Origin of the sequence: Klebsiella sp. PL-2018 (assembly GCF_019048985.1) — a bacterium.
Taxonomy (GTDB): Bacteria; Pseudomonadota; Gammaproteobacteria; order Enterobacterales; family Enterobacteriaceae; genus Klebsiella; species Klebsiella michiganensis.
The window spans coordinates 622,705-640,838 of the sequence record NZ_CP077673.1; the positions used below are offsets into that span (position 1 = coordinate 622,705).

Sequence of the window (18,134 nt, forward strand, 5' to 3'; positions counted from 1 at the left end):
TGATGTAAGCTCCGGGGCTTCACAGTCTTGCCGCCTGCCTGCAACTCGAAATCCATAGAGTATAGAAATTGAAAGCTTTCGTAACTCATGTCCGCTGTTGTGGTGACTTCGTGTTAATCTTAACGTTATTACGGCCTTGGTTCGTCAGAAAAGATCCTGATACGCAGAACCAGCGAGTCATTTAATCTTAGCGATGTTTTCGACGACCAAAGAGAATAAATGACGTTTAAGCCATGAAACAAGCAATTTTCCTGCAATAAAACGGGTTTTTACGGGCGTATTTATAGTGATAATCATAAGATATCTGGTTCGTGAGACGCTGAAAAGCCAGTTGGCGATCCTATTCATCCTGCTGCTCATTTTCTTTTGTCAGAAACTGGTCAGGATCCTCGGCGCCGCTGTTGATGGCGATATCCCGACAAATCTGGTTCTCTCGCTGTTAGGGCTGGGCGTACCTGAAATGGCGCAGCTTATTCTGCCCCTGAGCTTATTCCTCGGGCTGCTGATGACGCTGGGCAAACTGTATACCGAAAGCGAAATTACGGTGATGCACGCCTGCGGCCTGAGTAAAGCCGTGCTGGTGAAAGCCGCCATGATCCTGGCGCTCTTTACGGGCGTCGTCGCGGCGGTCAACGTGATGTGGGCCGGCCCCTGGTCTTCTCGTCACCAGGATGAAGTGCTGGCGGAGGCGAAAGCGAACCCCGGCATGGCGGCGCTGGCTCAGGGCCAGTTCCAGCAGGCCAGCGACGGCAGCGCGGTGCTGTTTATTGAGAACGTCAACGGCAACCGCTTCAGCGACGTGTTCCTTGCTCAGCTGCGGCCGCGAGGCAATGCGCGCCCGTCGGTGGTGGTCGCGGATACCGGCGAGCTCTCGCTGCGTAAAGACGGCTCGCAGGTGGTGACCATGAATCAGGGCACCCGCTTTGAAGGCACCGCGATGCTGCGCGACTTCCGCATTACCGACTTCAAAAACTATCAGGCGATAGTCGGCCATCAGGCGGTGGCCTCCGACCCGAACGATACCGAGCAGATGGATATGCGCACCCTGTGGCATACCGATACCGATCGCGCCCGGGCGGAGCTGCACTGGCGCTTCACGCTGGTGGCAACGGTGTTCATCATGGCCCTGATGGTGGTGCCGCTCAGCGTGGTGAACCCGCGCCAGGGCCGCGTGCTGTCGATGCTGCCGGCGATGCTGCTCTATCTGGTGTTCTTCCTGCTGCAAACGTCGATTAAATCGAGCGGCGGTAAAGGTAAAATGGATCCGATGGTCTGGATGTGGGCGGTAAACCTGCTCTATTTCTCGTTGGCCGTGCTGTTGAACCTGTGGGATACGGTGCCGATGCGCCGCTTCCGTGCCCGTTTTAACAAAGGAGCGGCGTGATGCAGGCGTTTGGGGTACTTGACCGTTATATCGGTAAGACGATTTTCAATACCATCATGATGACTCTGTTCATGCTGGTTTCCCTCTCGGGCATCATCAAGTTTGTCGACCAGCTGAAAAAGGCCGGGCAGGGCAACTATGATGCGCTGGGGGCCGGAATCTACACGATTCTCAGCGTGCCGAAAGATATCCAAATCTTCTTCCCGATGGCGGCGCTGCTCGGCGCGCTGCTGGGGCTGGGGATGCTGGCGCAGCGCAGCGAACTGGTGGTGATGCAGGCTTCCGGCTTTACCCGTTTGCAGGTGGCGCTGTCGGTGATGAAAACCGCGATTCCGCTGGTGCTGCTGACCATGGCGATGGGCGAGTGGGTTGCCCCGCAGGGCGAACAGATGGCGCGTAACTATCGTGCTCAGCAGATGTACGGCGGTTCGCTGCTTTCCACTCAGCAGGGGCTATGGGCGAAAGACGGCCATAACTTTGTGTATATCGAGCGGGTAAAAGGCAACGATGAGCTGGGCGGGGTGAGCATTTACGCCTTTAACGACCAGCGCCGCTTACAGTCCGTTCGCTATGCCGCTTCGGCAAAGTTCGACACTGAGAATAAGCTCTGGCGGCTGTCGCAGGTGGATGAATCCAACCTGACTGACCCGAAACAGGTCACCGGAACGCAGACGGTTAGCGGGACCTGGAAGACCAACCTGACGCCGGACAAGCTCGGCGTGGTGGCGCTGGACCCGGACGCGCTGTCCATCAGCGGCCTGCACAACTATGTTACCTATCTGAAGTCCAGCGGTCAGGATCCGGGCCGCTATCAGCTCAATATGTGGAGCAAAATCTTCCAGCCGCTGTCGGTGGCGGTGATGATGCTGATGGCGCTGTCGTTTATCTTCGGCCCGCTGCGTAGCGTACCGATGGGCGTCAGAGTGGTGACCGGGATCAGCTTCGGCTTTATCTTCTACGTGCTGGACCAGATTTTCGGCCCGCTCACCCTGGTGTACGGCATTCCGCCGATTATCGGAGCGCTGTTGCCGAGCGCCAGCTTCTTCTTGCTGAGCCTCTGGCTGATGATGCGTAAAACCTGACGTCACGCGCCCCCTTCCTGAATTCAGAAAGGGGGCTTTTTTTAGCGTTTCCGCCCGCCAAGTAAGCTTCCCAGCATTCCCCTGACTATCTGGTTGGTGACCTGACGCACCGCGCTCTTCGCTGCCGTTTGCACAATGCCGTCGCGTTTGCCGCCGCGCGGCCCGGTGGTGCCGAACAGAATGTCTTTGAGCCCGCCGAGCAGACCGTCGTCATCGCCGTTTTGCTGGCCTTTTGCGGGCGGTGATTGCTGCTGCTCCGTTGTGCTCTGAACGCCCTGTTGCAGCATTTCAAAGGCCGATTCACGGTCGATCTCTTCTTCATATTTTCCGTACAGCGCCGAGTGGTTAAGCAGCCCGTTACGTTCGTCATCGGTGACCGGCCCCATACGCGAGCAGGGGGCGATAACCATCGCGCGTTCCACTATCGAAGGGCTGCCTTTCTCATCAAGAAAGGAGATCAGCGCCTCGCCGGTGCCCAGCTCCTGGATCGCCTGTTCGGTACTGAACGCGGGATTCGCGCGCATGGTCTGCGCGGCGGTTTTTACCGCTTTTTGGTCTTTCGGCGTGAAGGCGCGCAGGGCGTGCTGCACGCGATTACCCAGCTGACCGAGAACCGCATCGGGAATGTCCGCCGGGTTTTGTGAAACAAAATAGACCCCGACGGCTTTAGAACGAATCAGGCGGATGACCTGCTCGATTTTATCCAGCAGCACCTGCGGCGCATCGTTAAACAGCAGATGCGCTTCATCAAAGAAAAAGACCAGCTTTGGCTTCTCCTGGTCACCGGCCTCCGGCAGGCGTTCGTAAAGCTCGGAGAGCATCCACAGCAGGCTGGCGGCGTACAGCTTCGGCATCTGGTAAAGCTTTTCGGCGCTCAGGATATTAATCACCCCTTTACCCTCAGCGTCGACGCGCATCCAGTCCTGGATATCGAGCATAGGTTCGCCGAAAAAGTGCTCCGCGCCCTGCTGCTCCAGGGTTAATAATCCGCGCTGAATCGCCCCAACGGAGGCGCTGCTGATGTTGCCGTACTGGTTCTGAAACGCTTTGGCGTTGTCGCCAATGTATTGGGTTATGGCGCGCAGGTCTTTAAAGTCGAGCAGCAGCAGCCCGCGATCGTCGGCGATACGGAAGATGATATTCAGCACCCCGGACTGAACCTCATTGAGGTTAAGCAGGCGAGCCAGCAGCAGCGGCCCGAGATCGGAAACCGTGGCGCGAACCGGGTGGCCTTTTTCGCCAAAAATATCCCATAGCACCACCGGATTGGCGTGCGGCTGCCAGTCCGTTGCGCCGATTTTTTCCAGACGCGCCTGCAGCTTTTCCGAACTTTGGCCCGACTCGGCGATACCGGTGAGGTCGCCTTTCACATCGGCCATAAATACCGGAACGCCGATTTCCGAGAAAGACTCCGCCAGCTTTTGCAGAGTGACGGTTTTACCGGTCCCCGTGGCGCCGGTAATCAAGCCGTGGCGGTTGGCCATAGCGGGCAGTAAATGCAGCTGTTTATCCAGCGTGCGTGCAATCAGCAGAGGTGAGCTCATGAGCGATTTCTCCATTTATCCTGCTGCGAGTATAGGCAACCTGATAGCAAAAGGAGGGAAATCACGCGCGCCTTCGCTTATTCACGTCAGGCGCAGTGGCGCTGAATTAACGCGATGCTCTGCTCGATTTCGCGGCGGATATCGTCTTCGCTCCAGTTTGCCAATTCCGGCGCGAAGGGTTCGAACGCATACACGCCCTGATAGCCGCGCGCCTCCAGGTTTTTGACCTGCTCGCAGCTTTGCAGCTGGTCTTTTGCGGTCAGCATGATGCGCTCATTGTCGGTAAGGGCTTCGCGCGGGCGGGTATCCTCTACGCCGGAAAGATGGATCAGACCGATTTCGCCGATATCCACCTGGTTAAACTCCTGCTCCGCCTGCGGATAAAGATGATGATGGAAGGTATCTATCAGCAGCTTAAACGGCACCCGCGCGTCGTGGATCAGCGTTTGCGCCTGCGCCGAGGAGCGGAGCGAGCTCTGCGGGAAACCGAGCGGCTCCACCAGCCCCTGAATACCGTAGAAGGCGAATAGCGGCGCCAGGTCACGCAGGGCGTTAAGGGTTTCGCTCGCCGGAACCTCGGTACCATCGTTCAGCGGGCACAGCACCAGCGATTTGGCACCAACGGCTTTGGCTTCTTTCAGCAATGACTCCGTCAGGCTACGAACCTCTGCGGTGCGGCAGTTGAAGGGGTAGACCGCATTGATAGTGAGGATCTCAATATGGTAGCGGTCAGCCAGCTCCCGCACCTGCTGGTGGCTCAGGTCGTCGGTTACTTTTCCGCTGGGGAGGTCGTTACGTAGCTCGACTTTGTTCAGCCCCAGGCTGTTCACCAGCCGGAAAAAGGCCTCAATGCTGAGTGACGGGGCGATCTTGCGGTTGATGCAGAAACGTTGCGATGCAATAGCCATTTTGACTCTCCAGAAACGTAGGGATCGAATTCGTTCGAATACCTCATAGTCAAAACATTTATTCCAAAATTAGCAATGTATGAAATGGTGATTTTTTGAGCCGACTCGCAAAATATTTTTCTGCTGCGTTTTAAAGAGCACGGGTTGCAGGTGGCGCTAAATCTCAACTCTTTTTATCGTGCTTTAGTCCGCAAGCCGGCAATTTCTTACACGAAATTGCGACCATCATCACCAAAATAGAATTTCACTAGTCATCAATATTGAAATATTAATTTCATTTTACTACGGTTACAGCACAGCAGATCCAGTAATGGGCCGTACTGCGTTGGCCCCCGATACCCCATACAGATGAGGCGAGAGCATGACTATCACAGGAAACTTTATTGGCGGGAAAACCGTTACCAGCGGCAGCAGCAAAACAATGCCGGTTTTCGACCCCGCGACGGGCAAAGTGGTCCGCGAAGTCACGCTATCGACCGCGCAGGAAGTCTCTGACGCCATTCAGGTGGCGCGTGATGCTTTTGAATGCTGGTCGCGCACCACGCCGCTGCGCCGCGCCCGCGTGATGTTCAATTTTAAAATGTTACTGGAACAGCACGCTGAAGAGCTGGCGGGGATTATCGTCAGCGAACACGGTAAAGTGTTTTCCGACGCGATGGGGGAGCTGACGCGCGGCATGGAAGTCGTTGAGTTTGCCTGCGGTATTCCGCACCTGATCAAAGGGGAGTTCTCATCGGATGTCGGCACCGGCGTTGATAGCTATTCTCTGATGCAGCCGCTGGGCGTGGTAGCGGGCATTACGCCGTTCAACTTCCCGGCGATGGTACCGATGTGGATGTTCCCGCTGGCGCTGGCCTGCGGCAACAGCTTTGTCCTGAAGCCGCCAGCGCTGGCGCCTACTGCCGCGGTGCGTCTGGCGGAATTGCTGAAACAAGCGGGTCTGCCGGATGGCGTCTTTAACGTCGTGCACTGCAGCAACGAAGATGCCGAGCAGCTATACCGGGACCCGCGGATCGCGGCGGTAAGCTTTGTCGGATCTTCCGGCGTGGCGGAGCATATTTATAAAACCGCCAGCGCTTATGGCAAGCGGGTACAGGCGTTTGGCGCGGCGAAAAACCACGCGATTGTGATGCCGGATGCCGATCTGGATGCCACCGTGAATGCCATTATGGGCGGCGCGTTCGGCTCGGCGGGCGAGCGCTGCATGGCGCTGCCGGTGGTGGTCGCCGTGGGTGATGAAACGGCGGATAAACTGATTGCGCGCCTGAAGCCGCTGGTGGAATCCCTGAAGGTTGGGCCGGGCTGTATGCGCGGAAAAGAAGAGAACGAAATGGGGCCGGTCGTCTCCGATACCCATCAGAAAAAAGTGCTGGGATATATTGATAAAGGGGTCAGCGAGGGGGCGACGCTGGTGGTTGACGGACGCAAGCCGCAGGTGCCCGGGTTTGAAGAGGGATACTATGTCGGCGGAACGCTGTTCGACAACGTCACGCCGGAGATGACTATCTGGCGCGAAGAGATTTTTGGCCCGGTGCTGGGGATTGTTCGCGTGGCGGATTACCACAGCGCGCTGGAGCTGGTGAACAGCCATGAGTTCGGCAACGGTAGCGCCGTCTTTACCAGCAACGGCCACACCGCGCGTGAATTTGTCCATGATGTCCAGGCCGGAATGGTTGGGGTCAACGTACCGGTACCCGTTCCAATGGCCTTCCATAGCTTTGGCGGCTGGAAACGCTCCGTATTCGGCGCACTGAACGTCCATGGCCCGGACGGCGTGCGCTTCTATACGCGTATGAAAACCGCCACCGTCCGCTGGCCGCAGGGTCAGCAAACCGTATCTGAATTCAGTATGCCGACGTTAGGCTAATCGGCGAAGGAGAGCGCCATGTCTTTACTGGCTAAAGCAAAAAAAGAAGGGCAGATTCAGCACATCACCCCGCAGAGCGCGGGGTGGAAGTACATTGGTTTTGATGTCTGGATGTTAAAGAAAGGGCAAACCGTCACCCTGGAAAGCGGCGATCGCGAGCTGTGCCTGGTGCTGGTTGCCGGCCTGGCTTCGGTAAAAACCACGCAGGCGGATTTCCCGAACCTCGGCCAGCGTATGTCGCCGTTTGAGCGGACGCCGCCCTGGTCAGTCTACGTGCCGCCGCAGGATAAAGTCGAAGTGACGGCAGATTCTGACCTCGAGCTGGCCGTATGCAGCGCCCCGGGTAAAGGAACCTTCCCTGCACGGGTTATCTCCCCGCAGGACGTGGGCGTAGAGCATCGCGGTAAAGGGCGTAACCAGCGGCTGGTGCACAATATTCTGCCGGATAGCGCGCAGGCGGACTGCCTGCTGGTGGTGGAGGTTTACACCGAGGAAGGGGCGACCAGCTCATGGCCGTCGCACAAGCACGACACGGCGCTGCCGGGCCAGGAAACCCAGTTGGAAGAGACCTACTATCACCGTTTCGATCCGCCGCAGGGTTTTGCCTTCCAGCGCGTCTATACCGATGACCGCAGCCTTGATGCCTGCATGGCCCCCTACAACCACGATGTGGTCATGGTGCCGCGCGGCTATCATCCGGTGGCGGCGATTGCCGGATATGACAGCTACTATCTGAACGTGATGGCCGGCCCGGATCGCAAATGGATGTTTACCTGGGAAGAGGATCACGCGTGGATCAATAGCCCTGATTATCCCCGCCACGATTAGCATCGGTTGAGGATAAAAAGGCCGGTTAGCCATGCTAGCCGGCCTTTTTGATCCTGTTACCCGAATAAGATCGTCGTCGAAATTCTGCCACATCCCCGGCTCGCGCTGCGCTTAGCCGGGCTACGGGTTTACCGTCGTCTGCGGACAAGTAGCCCGGGTAAGATGTTTATGTCGCCATCCGTAGACATGAAAAATTTAAGCCAGCTGCACCCCGGCTCGCGCTGCGCTTAGCCGGGCTACTGGTTTACCGTCGTCTGCGGACAAGTAGCCCGGGTAAGACGTTTATGTCGCAATCCGGGAATAATGAAAAGCTTAAGCCAGCTGCACCCCCGGCTCGCGCTGCGCTTAGCCGGGCTACGGGTTTACCGTCATCTGCGGACAAGTAGCCCGGATAAGACGTGTACATTGCCATCCGGGAGTCATGAAAAACTTAAGCCAGCTGCACCCTGGCTCGCGCTGCGCTTAGCCGTGCTACGGATTTACCGTCATCTGCGGACAAGTAGCCCGGATAAGACGTTTACGTCGCCATCCGGGAGGCATGAAAAATTTAAGCCAGCTGCTTCGTCTCTGCATCTTTGCTGCTGTTCAGCGCCAGCGAGACCGCCAGCGTCTGGGCCAGGCACAGCGAGGCCACCTGCGAGCGGAAACCATCAACCTGCGCCTCGCGCACCACAAAGCAGACGTCGCTGAAGGCCGCTAGCGGGCTGACCTGGCTGTCGGTAATCGCTATCTGTCGTGCTTTACGCTGCGCGCCGAGCTCCACCAGTTCAACCACTTCCCGCGCATACGGAGAGAAGCTCACCGCCACCACGACATCTTTCGGCCCGACCAGGCTCAGCTGCTCGGTAAACATGCCGCCCAGACCGTCAATCAGGAACGCTTTACGGTCCAGATGGCGCAGGGCGTAGGTCAGATAGGAGGCGACGCTAAAGGAGCGGCGCAGGCCAATAACGTAGATATTCTCCGCTTCCGCCAGCAGCGCGACCGCGCGCTGCAGATCGTCGCCGGAGGTCTGCATCGCCAGCTGCTGCAGCGCCTGGGTATTGACCATGGTGAACATATTCAGGATTTCGGTCGGCGTTTCCGGCGGGGTTGCGTCATCCGTGGTGGTCTGGCGGAACAGACGCGCGCGCTCGGTATAGTTAGCCGTCTCTTCCATCAGGTGCTGCTTGAACATCTGCTTCATTTCGTTGAAGCCGCTAAAACCAAAGGCGTTAGCGAAGCGGATCAGCGTGGAAGGGGGGACGTCAGCTTGTTGTGCGATAGAGGCCACTGTGTCGAAAGCCACGCTATTGCTGTTATCGAGAATATAGCGGGCTACCTGTTTCAGGCGTTTGCTTAACGTGTCGTAGCGACGCCTGATTTCATCCTGCAAGATGGTAAGTTGGGTCGGATTATTGGCCATAGATTGCGCTCTGAGAAAATGAAAGGAATATAATTTCCAGTGTATCAAATGAAGCGAATTTTTCATTTACTACGATGAAATACGCGATTCATTTCACGAAGATCCAGAAAAAAGCCCGCATCTTCTGAAGAGGATGCGGGCCTGGGCGGAATCAGCCGCGGGCTTCTCGCCAGTAGCCGATGAGCGTGAGGTAGTTGCGTTTCACTTCGTTAATCAGCGCTTCGTCGCTGAGCTCTCCCTGCATCCAGCGCCGTGAAGGCTGGCCAAAAATGGTGCGTCCTACGGCAAAACCTTTGATCATCGGATGCTTCGCCGCTTCGGCAAAACCGGCGCGCAGACGGTCCGAAGGGGCGTCCAGGCCGAGGATTAAGATCCCGCGGCACCAGCTATCTTCGCGTGCAATCAGTTTGCCAATCCTTTCCCATTCCGCGCTCGACAGCGGCGGCAGCTTCCACCAGTCCGGCTGGATGCCCAGCTGATAGAAGTGCTCCAGCATGTCGTGGTAGTGGCGTTCATCTTTATCCGGGCCGTTTTCCGGCAGGATGATTTCCAGCAGCAGCTCATGCCCGGACTTGTTGCACGCCTGCCAGACCTCCAGCAGCAGCGCATCCTGTTCGGCGCGCAGCTCGGCCGGATCGGCCGGATGATAGAAGACCAGGCATTTCACCACGTGCTCCAGCGGCCAGTCGATCAGCTGGGAACCGATGTTGCCATGTTCCAGGCGCAGCGGGCGCGAGCTCGGCATTTCAATCGGTCGACCAATCCACCAGCCCTTGCCGGTGATAGCATTGAGCGAGCGCTGGCCGTAGGTGCCATCGGCGAGGATGCCGCTGCGACCGTCAAGACCGGCTTCGTCTGCGGCGGCTTCCGCGGCCGCCAGCAGCAGCAGCTTCAGCTGCGGAATGCAGGATTCATCACGCCCGGTTTCCAGCGCCAGATCTGCCAGCTGTTTACGGTGGTCAAAGGCGAAAATGCACAGCTCCGGCCATGCCTGGCGGCGGCTGGTGACGCGATGGAGATGGTTGAGACGATCGTCGATATCCGGACGCGGCACCGATTCTGCCCGCGACAGATAGTCGTCAAGCTCGGCTTTGGTCGGCATTGCGGGCGCGCAGCCGTGGCGTGAAACCACCAGCGCGCCGCAGGCGTTAGCGTAGCGGCAGGCCTGCTCCCAGCCTTCATCGTTAAGCCAGCCGCGCAGCAGGCCGGACATAAAGGCATCGCCCGCGCCCAGGACGTTAAGCACGTCTACGCGTACGCCCTGCTGCAGCGGCACGCTATCCCAGCTGTCGGGAATAGCGCCTTCCAGCACCACGCAGCCCATCGGACCGCGCTTGCAAACCAGCGTCGCTTTCGTGGCGTTACGCACGTTTTTCAGCGCGGTCAGGGTATCGGTGCTGCCGCCGGCAATATGAAACTCCTCTTCTGTCCCCACCACTAAATCGAACAGATGCAGGACTTCCTGCAGCTGGCTGGTCACCTGGCCGGATTCAATGAAACGCGTTTCACCGTCGCCTAAAGACGTTAACCCCCAAAGCACCGGACGATAGTCGATATCCAGCGCGGTACGCAGGCCGTGGCGGCGGGCGTACTCCAGCGCCTTCAGCACCGCTTCGCGCGTGTTGGCGTGCGAAAGGTGGGTGCCGGTTACCGCCAGCGCCCGGGAAGAGGCGATGTACTCTTCCTTAATATCTTCTGGCGAAAGGGCCATGTCGGCGCAGTTATCGCGGTAAAAGATCAGCGGAAACGTCTCCTGATCTTTAATCCCCAGCATCACTAACGCCGTCAGGCGCTGCTTATCGGTGATCAGATATTCGGTATCGACGCCGGCGCGGCTCAGGGTTTCGCGTAGAAAACGACCATTATGCTCATCGCCCACGCGAGCGAGCATTGCCGATTTTAATCCCTGAATGGCGGTGCCGAAGGCGACGTTGCCGGAAGAGCCACCCAGGTATTTAGAAAAACTGGCGACATCTTCCAGCCTCGCGCCAATCTGCTGGGCATAGAGATCGACTGCCACCCGGCCAATACAGATGACGTCGAGTCGCTTTACTGCTGCATTCATAGCTAGGGTTTCCTTTTGCATTTCTGCTGTACGGAAGAGTCGGGATACCGACAGCGTCTCCGAAAACAGCCTGAGGGTTATTGGTTATCTCTAGTTTGAGAAATAAATATTTCATTTGCAAACTAGATCGAAATTAAAAAACCAAAAATGTGAGGGATATACCACTATGCCGCGCTGAGCCTCATTCTGCCTCGGATCCTGGGCTGCGGCTGAAAGTTGAACTGGAGCCCGTTTAGACGCGGTCTTTACCTATGATTTTTAAGGGGATATTAAGAGGTGGGCCGCGTAATTTGCGCGTTATCCCGTATACAGGATGCGAATGAAACGGGTGAAATGCATAGAGAGTTTGATCGCTCTCGCAAAATGAAATATTTCTTCTGTATTTCTATTTAATGAAAAAAATGTTTGCCTATAATCCAGAAGTATTCCAGTGACGTTAACGATTTCCCTGACTCATCGCTGTATCGCTGTGCAGGGCAAAACGCGAACCCACACGCAAATACTGAACAATAAGGATTGGGCAACATGGGCAAACTGAGACTGACAATGGCGCAGGCGCTGGTGAAGTTCCTGGATAACCAGTACCTGGAAGTCGATGGCGAAGAGCATAAGTTCGTCAAAGGCATCTTTGCTATCTTTGGCCACGGCAACGTGCTGGGAATGGGCCAGGCCCTTGAACAAGATAGCGGTGAAATGCGGGTCTATCAGGGGCGTAACGAGCAAGGGATGGCGCATGTCGCCACCGGTTTTGCCAGACAGTCCCTGCGTCGTCAGATTATTGCCTGCACCTCCTCCATTGGCCCCGGCGCGGCGAATATGATTACCGCTGCTGCCACCGCGACCGCCAACCGCATCCCGCTGCTGCTGCTGCCGGGCGATGTGTTTGCGACCCGCCAGCCTGACCCGGTGCTGCAGCAAATCGAACAGAGCCACGATCTCAGCATTACCACTAACGACGCGTTTCGCGCGGTGAGTAAATACTGGGATCGCATCACCCGTCCGGAACAGCTGATGAGCGCCTGCATTAACGCCATGCGCGTGTTGACCGACCCGGCGGAAACCGGTGCGGTCACGCTCTGTCTGCCGCAGGATGTCCAGGGCGAAGCCTGGGATTATCCGGAATCCTTCTTTACCCGCCGGGTACACCGCCTTGATCGCCGTCCGGCCAGCGCCGCGCAGCTGGCGGATGCCGTGGCGGCGATTAAAGCCAGCCGTAAGCCGTTGATCGTCTGCGGCGGCGGGGTGAAATACTCCGGCGCCGGCGAGGCGTTGACCCGTTTTGCCGAGCGCTACGGCGTGCCGTTTGCCGAAACCCAGGCGGGTAAAGGCAGCGTTGTCTCTTCGCATCCGTATAACGTGGGCGGCGTCGGCGAAACCGGCTGCCTGGCGGCGAACCTGCTGGCGAAAGAGGCGGATCTGGTCATCGGTCTCGGCACGCGTTTCAGCGATTTCACCACCTCGTCAAAATGGATTTTCCAGCACCCGGGCGTGCGCTTCCTCAATATTAACGTCAGCAACTTCGACGCCTGGAAGCTGGATGGCATCCCGATGCTGGCGGATGCTCGCGAAGCCCTCACTGCCCTGGACGACGCCCTGTCCGGCGAATCCTGGCAGGCTGGCTGGGGCGAGCAGATTGAAAGCGTGCAGAGCCGCCAGCTGAAAGAGACCCAGCGCGTTTACCAGGCGGTGTGGCAGGAAACCGCTTTCGTCCCGGAAATCGACGACCATCTGGATCGGGAATCGGTGTATCGCGAATTTCGCCAGATAACCGACTCCACCCTGACGCAAAGCAGCGTCCTTGGCGTACTCAACGAAACGTTGCCGGCGGATGCGGTGATTGTAGCGGCGGCGGGGAGCCTGCCGGGAGACCTGCAGCGCGTCTGGCGCAACCGGGCCACCAATACCTATCACGTGGAATACGGCTACTCCTGCATGGGGTATGAAGTCAGCGCCGCGCTGGGCGTGAAGTTAGCCCAACCGCAAAGCGAGGTCTATTCGCTGGTCGGCGACGGCTCGTTCATGATGCTGCACTCCGAGCTGGTGACCTCCCTACAGGAGCGCGCGAAGATCAATATCGTGCTGCTCGACAACATGGCCAACGGCTGCATTAACAACCTGCAAATGGAGCACGGTATGGACAGCTTCGGCACCGAGTTCCGCTTCCGCTGCGCCGAATCGGGCCAGCTGCAGGGCGGCCTGGTGCCGGTAGATTTCGCCACCGTCGCTGCCGGCTACGGCTGCAAAACCTGGCGCGTCACGACGCTAGAAGAACTACGCCACGCGCTGGACGCCGCGCGCCGCGAAACCGTCAGCACCCTGATAGACATTAAAGTGCTGCCGAAAACCATGGTGCACAAATACGGCAGCTGGTGGAACGTCGGCGTCGCGCAGTCTGCGCTCTCCGAGCGCATCCGCAAGGTGGCGCAAATGATCAATGAAAAACGCGCTCAGGCGCGGGATTACTAAAACAGAACACAAACCCTGAACCCTACAAATCTCGGGAGAAAACCAACTATGTCACTCAAATTAGGTGTCATCGGTGCCGGCGCTATCGGTAAAGAGCATATCCGTCGTTGCACTCAGGTACTGCAGGGAGCCACGGTAGTGGCGGTTTCGGATATCAACGAAGAGAACGCCCGCGCCGCGGTTGCGCTGCCGGGCGTGCATGCCGAAGTGTACGCCGACGGTCATGACGTGATTAAGGCCAGCGACGTGGACGCTATTCTGGTGACCTCATGGGACCCCACCCACGAAGAGTACACGCTGGCCGCCATCGCCGCCGGGAAGCCGGTGTTCTGCGAGAAGCCGCTGGCGATGAGCGCGGGAGGCTGCCGCCGCATCGTTGATGCGGAAATGAAAGCCGGTCGCCGCCTGGTGCAGGTTGGATTTATGCGCCCTTACGACGAAGGCTATCTGGCGCTGAAAAAAGTGATCGATGACGGCGACATCGGCGCGCCGCTGATGCTGCGCTGCGCGCACCGCAACCAGTCGGTGGGCGAGGATTACATCACCAACATGGCGATCACCAACACCCTGATTCACGAGCTGGACGTTCTGCGCTGGCTGCTCAATGACGACTATGTTTCCGTACAGGTGCGCTTCCCGCGCTCCACGTCCCACACCCACGCGCGCCTGAAAGACCCGCAGATCGTGTCGTTTGAAACCAAAAAAGGCACGCTGATCGACGTGGAAGTCTTCGTGAACTGCCAGTACGGCTACGACATCCAGTGTGAAGTGGTAGGGGAAACCGGGATTGCCCGCCTGCCTGAGCCGTCGGCCGTGCAGATGCGCAAAGCCGCTAACCTGTCGACCGCTATCCTGACCGACTGGAAGGATCGCTTTATCAAAGCGTATGACGTTGAACTACAGGCCTTTATCAATGATGTTCAGGCCGGCCAGCTGCACGGCCCATCGGCGTGGGATGGCTACGCGGCGTCCGTTGCTGCCGACGCCTGTATCAAAGCCCAGGAAACCAGCGAGCCGGTTGAGGTGACGCTGCCGGAATGCCCGGCATTCTACAAACGCTAATCCCGCTTTGCTGACGGAACTTCTTTGCACAGGTAACGACGATGAAAATTGCTTTTGACGTTGATGTCATTAAAGACCTCGGGGTAACCCGAATGGTCCATCAGGTGGCGGAGTGGGGCTACAAGTACATTGAGCAATCGCCGCACCCGCAGATCAACCCGTTCTACAAGCACCCGCGCGCCAGCCGGGAAATTATGGCTGAGTACAAGCAGGCGCTGCGCGATACCGGCGTGGAGCTCTCCTCGTTTATCTGCGTCTACCGCTGGTCCGGTCCGGATGAGCTGCGCCGTCAGGCGGCAGTGAAAAACTGGAAACGGCTGATCGAAATCGCGGTTGAAATGGGTGTACAGGTGATCAACACCGAGTTCTCCGGCGATCCTAACCAGCCGGAGATTTGCGATGAGATGTTCTATCGCTCCATGGAAGAGCTGCTGCCGATTTTTGAGCGCGAAGGCATCCGTGTTGAAATTCAGGCACATCCGTGGGACTTCTGCGAAGAGAACAACGAAACCGTCGATATCGTGAAGTCGTTCCGCAGCGATAACGTTAAGTACGTTTACAGCGTCCCGCACACCTTCTTCTATGACAAAGGCGTGGGCGACGTTGAGAAGATGCTGCGCTACGCGGGAAGCGATCTCTCCCATGTGCTGATCGCGGATACCCGCAACCATACAAAACACTGCCGCTATATCGTTAACCCACCGGGCGTAGATGCCGTCGTTCACCAGCACGTGGGCGTCGGAGAAGGGGATGTTGATTTCGACGCGCTGTTCCGCACCCTGCGCGATATGAAATTTGCCGAGCAGACCTTCAAGGTCGGCGGTGAGCCGATTGTGGCCACCTCGCTGTTCGGCTACCCGGAAAAGATGAAATACCAGGCAGTGGAAACCCGTGAACTCATCGAACGTGAATTGCTGCGCCGGTAAGGCGCAGCGGCAGGAGCCCCCTACTATGAACAAAGATAACGTAAAACTGGCTATCGCCCCGATTGGCTGGACTAACGACGATATGCCGGAGCTGGGCAGCGAGAATACTTTCCAGCAAATCGTCAGCGAAATGGCGCTGGCGGGCTTTACCGGCAGCGAAGTCGGCAGCAAATATCCACGCGATCCGGCGGTTCTCAAGCCGATGCTGGATATCCGCGGCATTCAGATTTGCAACGCCTGGTTCAGCACCTTTTTTGCTAACGGCCAGCGGGAAAAGACCATTGATGAATTCGTTAACCACATGAATTTCCTGCATGCTATGGGCGCGAAAGTGATCGGCTGCTCTGAGCAGAGCGGCAGCATCCAGGGGCTGGAAAAGCCCATTCTGGAGAATGCGAAACCGTGCTTTAGCGAAGAAGAGTGGCAGCGGGTGGCGGAAGGCTATAACACCCTCGGTCGTCTGGCGGCGGAAAAGGGCATGCAGGTTTGTCTGCACCACCATATGGGCACCGGTATCCAGACGACGGCAGAGATCGACAAGTTTATGTCGCTGGTGGATGACAAAGTCTTCCTGCTCTACGACACCGGACACGCCTGGTATTCCGAAGGCGGCGAAGAGCCGATGCTGGCGATTCTGAAAAAATATCTGCCGCGCATTAACCACGTGCACCTGAAAGACGTGCGTCCGCCGGTGATCGAGCAGGTGCGTCGCGAAGGGCTCTCCTTCCTGGACGGCGTGAAGAAGGGGACCTTCACCGTGCCGGGCGACGGCGTCATTGATTTCCGTCCGGTGTTCAAGCTGCTGGACGAGCATGGCTATAAAGGCTGGATGGTGGTTGAGGCCGAGCAGGATCCGGCGCTGGCCAACCCATTCGAATACGCCGTAAAAGCGCGCAAATATATCCGCGAGACGGCAGGAATCTAATCGTTGTTTTATTTTCAGGCCATACGTCGTATGGCCTGCTTTTTTTACCCCATCACTCAGCAGTAGCTCAAGACGTAGAACGAAAACAACACGTCGGTGAGGCCTCGGCCTCTGCATTCAGACTAGAGCAAATCTTCCCTCAAACAAGGCGGGTTACTGGAGTCTATTATGTCTAAGGAACAATATCTTACACTCAATAAAGCGTCGGGACCGAATAGCGAGACCCCGACAACGCCCTTTGTAAAAGTTGTCGCCCTGATCGCGACGCTTGGCGGTTTACTTTTTGGCTATGATACCGGGGTGATTTCCGGTGCTTTACTCTTTATGGGCACCGAGCTTCATCTTACTCCCTTTACCACCGGTCTGGTCACCAGCTCGCTGCTATTCGGCGCCGCCTTTGGCGCGCTGCTTTCTGGCAATCTGGCGAATGCGGCGGGCAGAAAGAAAATTATTCTGTGGCTGGCGGTGCTTTTTGCCATCGGCGCGATAGGCACCTCTATGGCGCCGGACGTTAACTGGATGATTTTCTTTCGTCTTATTCTCGGCGTGGCGGTCGGCGGGGCGGCGGCCACCGTACCGGTCTATATTGCCGAGATAGCTCCCGCGAATAAGCGCGGACAGCTGGTTACTTTGCAGGAGCTGATGATCGTATCCGGTCAGCTGCTGGCCTATATTTCTAATGCCACGTTCCATGAAGTCTGGGGCGGGGAAAGCACCTGGCGCTGGATGCTGGCGGTGGCGACGCTACCCGCCGTGCTGCTCTGGTTTGGCATGATGTTTATGCCGGATTCACCGCGCTGGTACGCGATGAAAGGGCGCCTGGCGGAAGCCCGTCGCGTGCTTGAGCGCACCCGGCATAAAGATGATGTTGAGTGGGAGCTGCTGGAGATCACCGAAACGCTGGATGAGCAGCGCAATCTCGGTAAGCCCCGGTTCAGCGAGATTATGACCCCGTGGTTGTTCAAGCTGTTTATGATCGGTATTGGTATAGCGGTTATCCAACAGCTTACCGGTGTAAATACCATTATGTACTATGCCCCCACGGTACTGACCTCGGTTGGTATGACTGATAATGCCGCGCTGTTTGCCACTATTGCCAATGGCGTAGTCTCAGTATTGATGACATTCGTTGGCATCTGGATGCTTGGCAAAATTGGCCGTCGCCCGATGACCATGATTGGTCAGTTCGGCTGCACCGCCTGCCTGGTCTTTATCGGTGCGGTCAGCTATCTGTTGCCGGAGACGGTTAACGGCCAGCCTGATGCGCTGCGCGCCTATATGGTTCTGGCAGGGATGTTACTGTTTCTGAGCTTTCAGCAGGGGGCGCTATCGCCAGTGACCTGGCTACTCATGTCGGAAATATTTCCAACCCGCCTGCGCGGTATTTTTATGGGGGGGGCGGTATTTTCAATGTGGATTGCCAACTTCCTGATCTCCCTGTTCTTCCCGATACTGCTGGCGTGGTTAGGGCTTTCAGGCACCTTCTTTATCTTCGCCGGTATTGGCGTATTTGGCGCGATATTCGTGATTAAATGCGTACCGGAAACCCGCCACCGTAGTCTTGAACAAATCGAGCACTATCTGCGGGATAAGCTGGACACCAGTGAAGAAGGGCAGGCCGCCAGGGCCCGGCGAATAGTGGCTGAATCGCAGGCGGATAAAGTGTAACGCT

Annotated in this window: 13 protein-coding genes; 9 read left to right on the forward strand and 4 right to left on the reverse strand. The window is 57.3% G+C overall.

Annotated elements, in window-relative coordinates; genetic code table 11:
• Positions 1-286: 286 nt before the first annotated feature.
• Together lptF and lptG are read left to right on the forward strand one after the other, a co-directional pair.
• Positions 287-1,384, forward strand: coding sequence for an LPS export ABC transporter permease LptF (lptF, locus tag MKleb_RS02935; protein ID WP_025107461.1), 1,098 nt, complete (start codon positions 287-289; stop codon positions 1,382-1,384).
• Entirely contained in the window at positions 1,384-2,466 is a 1,083-nt protein-coding gene (lptG, locus tag MKleb_RS02940; protein ID WP_014227676.1) for an LPS export ABC transporter permease LptG, read from the forward strand. The genes lptF and lptG overlap by 1 nt, the downstream gene beginning before the upstream one ends.
• A gap of 41 nt (positions 2,467-2,507) precedes the next feature.
• Here the strand turns inward: lptG and MKleb_RS02945 are convergent, their stop codons facing one another.
• Together MKleb_RS02945 and MKleb_RS02950 are read right to left on the reverse strand one after the other, a co-directional pair.
• Positions 2,508-4,010 carry a helicase HerA-like C-terminal domain-containing protein gene (locus MKleb_RS02945; protein ID WP_025107462.1) on the reverse strand — a complete coding sequence of 501 codons (1,503 nt, stop codon included), beginning with the start codon at positions 4,008-4,010 and terminating at the stop codon, positions 2,508-2,510.
• 86 nt (positions 4,011-4,096) lie between these two features.
• Positions 4,097-4,918, reverse strand: coding sequence for a TIM barrel protein (locus MKleb_RS02950; protein WP_025107463.1), 822 nt, complete (start codon positions 4,916-4,918; stop codon positions 4,097-4,099).
• Between the two features lie 361 nt (positions 4,919-5,279).
• Between MKleb_RS02950 and MKleb_RS02955 the strand changes: the two genes are divergently transcribed.
• Together MKleb_RS02955 and iolB are read left to right on the forward strand one after the other, a co-directional pair.
• Complete coding sequence (locus tag MKleb_RS02955) at positions 5,280-6,785, forward strand: CoA-acylating methylmalonate-semialdehyde dehydrogenase (RefSeq protein WP_025107464.1); 1,506 nt, start codon at positions 5,280-5,282, stop codon at positions 6,783-6,785.
• A gap of 18 nt (positions 6,786-6,803) precedes the next feature.
• The gene (iolB, locus tag MKleb_RS02960) at positions 6,804-7,613 is read left to right on the forward strand and encodes a 5-deoxy-glucuronate isomerase (protein ID WP_025107465.1); all 810 of its coding nucleotides are present in this window, start codon (positions 6,804-6,806) and stop codon (positions 7,611-7,613) included.
• A 547-nt stretch (positions 7,614-8,160) separates the two neighbouring features.
• Here the strand turns inward: iolB and MKleb_RS02965 are convergent.
• A complete protein-coding gene (locus tag MKleb_RS02965; protein WP_004098142.1) occupies positions 8,161-9,018 on the reverse strand; it encodes a MurR/RpiR family transcriptional regulator in 858 nt (285 codons plus the stop codon).
• Between the two features lie 151 nt (positions 9,019-9,169).
• A complete protein-coding gene (locus MKleb_RS02970; RefSeq protein ID WP_014227681.1) occupies positions 9,170-11,083 on the reverse strand; it encodes a bifunctional 5-dehydro-2-deoxygluconokinase/5-dehydro-2-deoxyphosphogluconate aldolase in 1,914 nt (637 codons plus the stop codon).
• Between the two features lie 525 nt (positions 11,084-11,608).
• Here MKleb_RS02970 and iolD point away from each other — a divergent pair.
• The 5 genes from iolD to MKleb_RS02995 all read left to right on the forward strand — a co-directional run bounded on the left by iolD (position 11,609) and on the right by MKleb_RS02995 (position 18,130).
• Positions 11,609-13,549: a 3D-(3,5/4)-trihydroxycyclohexane-1,2-dione acylhydrolase (decyclizing) gene (gene iolD / locus MKleb_RS02975; RefSeq protein WP_014227682.1), complete on the forward strand. Its 1,941-nt coding sequence runs from the start codon at positions 11,609-11,611 to the stop codon at positions 13,547-13,549.
• A 48-nt stretch (positions 13,550-13,597) separates the two neighbouring features.
• Positions 13,598-14,611: a bifunctional inositol 2-dehydrogenase/D-chiro-inositol 1-dehydrogenase gene (locus MKleb_RS02980; RefSeq protein WP_217076436.1), complete on the forward strand. Its 1,014-nt coding sequence runs from the start codon at positions 13,598-13,600 to the stop codon at positions 14,609-14,611.
• Between the two features lie 41 nt (positions 14,612-14,652).
• Positions 14,653-15,537, forward strand: a complete 885-nt coding sequence (locus MKleb_RS02985; RefSeq protein WP_004098146.1) for a sugar phosphate isomerase/epimerase family protein — start codon at positions 14,653-14,655, stop codon at positions 15,535-15,537.
• Positions 15,538-15,562: 25 nt separating this feature from the next.
• The gene (iolE, locus tag MKleb_RS02990; protein WP_004098147.1) at positions 15,563-16,462 is read left to right on the forward strand and encodes a myo-inosose-2 dehydratase; all 900 of its coding nucleotides are present in this window, start codon (positions 15,563-15,565) and stop codon (positions 16,460-16,462) included.
• Between the two features lie 168 nt (positions 16,463-16,630).
• A complete protein-coding gene (locus MKleb_RS02995) occupies positions 16,631-18,130 on the forward strand; it encodes a sugar porter family MFS transporter (protein ID WP_014837228.1) in 1,500 nt (499 codons plus the stop codon).
• Positions 18,131-18,134: the final 4 nt, after the last annotated feature.

Excerpts from the sequence above, each read along its gene's own strand:
- lptG (WP_014227676.1), top strand. The coding sequence starts at position 1,384 with ATGCAGGCGTTTGGGGTACTTGACCGTTATATCGGTAAGACGATTTTC.
- MKleb_RS02945 (WP_025107462.1), bottom strand. The coding sequence starts at position 4,010 with ATGAGCTCACCTCTGCTGATTGCACGCACGCTGGATAAACAGCTGCAT.
- MKleb_RS02950 (WP_025107463.1), bottom strand. The coding sequence starts at position 4,918 with ATGGCTATTGCATCGCAACGTTTCTGCATCAACCGCAAGATCGCCCCG.
- MKleb_RS02955 (WP_025107464.1), top strand. The coding sequence starts at position 5,280 with ATGACTATCACAGGAAACTTTATTGGCGGGAAAACCGTTACCAGCGGC.
- iolB (WP_025107465.1), top strand. The coding sequence starts at position 6,804 with ATGTCTTTACTGGCTAAAGCAAAAAAAGAAGGGCAGATTCAGCACATC.
- MKleb_RS02965 (WP_004098142.1), bottom strand. The coding sequence starts at position 9,018 with ATGGCCAATAATCCGACCCAACTTACCATCTTGCAGGATGAAATCAGG.
- MKleb_RS02970 (WP_014227681.1), bottom strand. The coding sequence starts at position 11,083 with ATGAATGCAGCAGTAAAGCGACTCGACGTCATCTGTATTGGCCGGGTG.
- iolD (WP_014227682.1), top strand. The coding sequence starts at position 11,609 with ATGGGCAAACTGAGACTGACAATGGCGCAGGCGCTGGTGAAGTTCCTG.
- MKleb_RS02980 (WP_217076436.1), top strand. The coding sequence starts at position 13,598 with ATGTCACTCAAATTAGGTGTCATCGGTGCCGGCGCTATCGGTAAAGAG.
- MKleb_RS02985 (WP_004098146.1), top strand. The coding sequence starts at position 14,653 with ATGAAAATTGCTTTTGACGTTGATGTCATTAAAGACCTCGGGGTAACC.
- iolE (WP_004098147.1), top strand. The coding sequence starts at position 15,563 with ATGAACAAAGATAACGTAAAACTGGCTATCGCCCCGATTGGCTGGACT.
- MKleb_RS02995 (WP_014837228.1), top strand. The coding sequence starts at position 16,631 with ATGTCTAAGGAACAATATCTTACACTCAATAAAGCGTCGGGACCGAAT.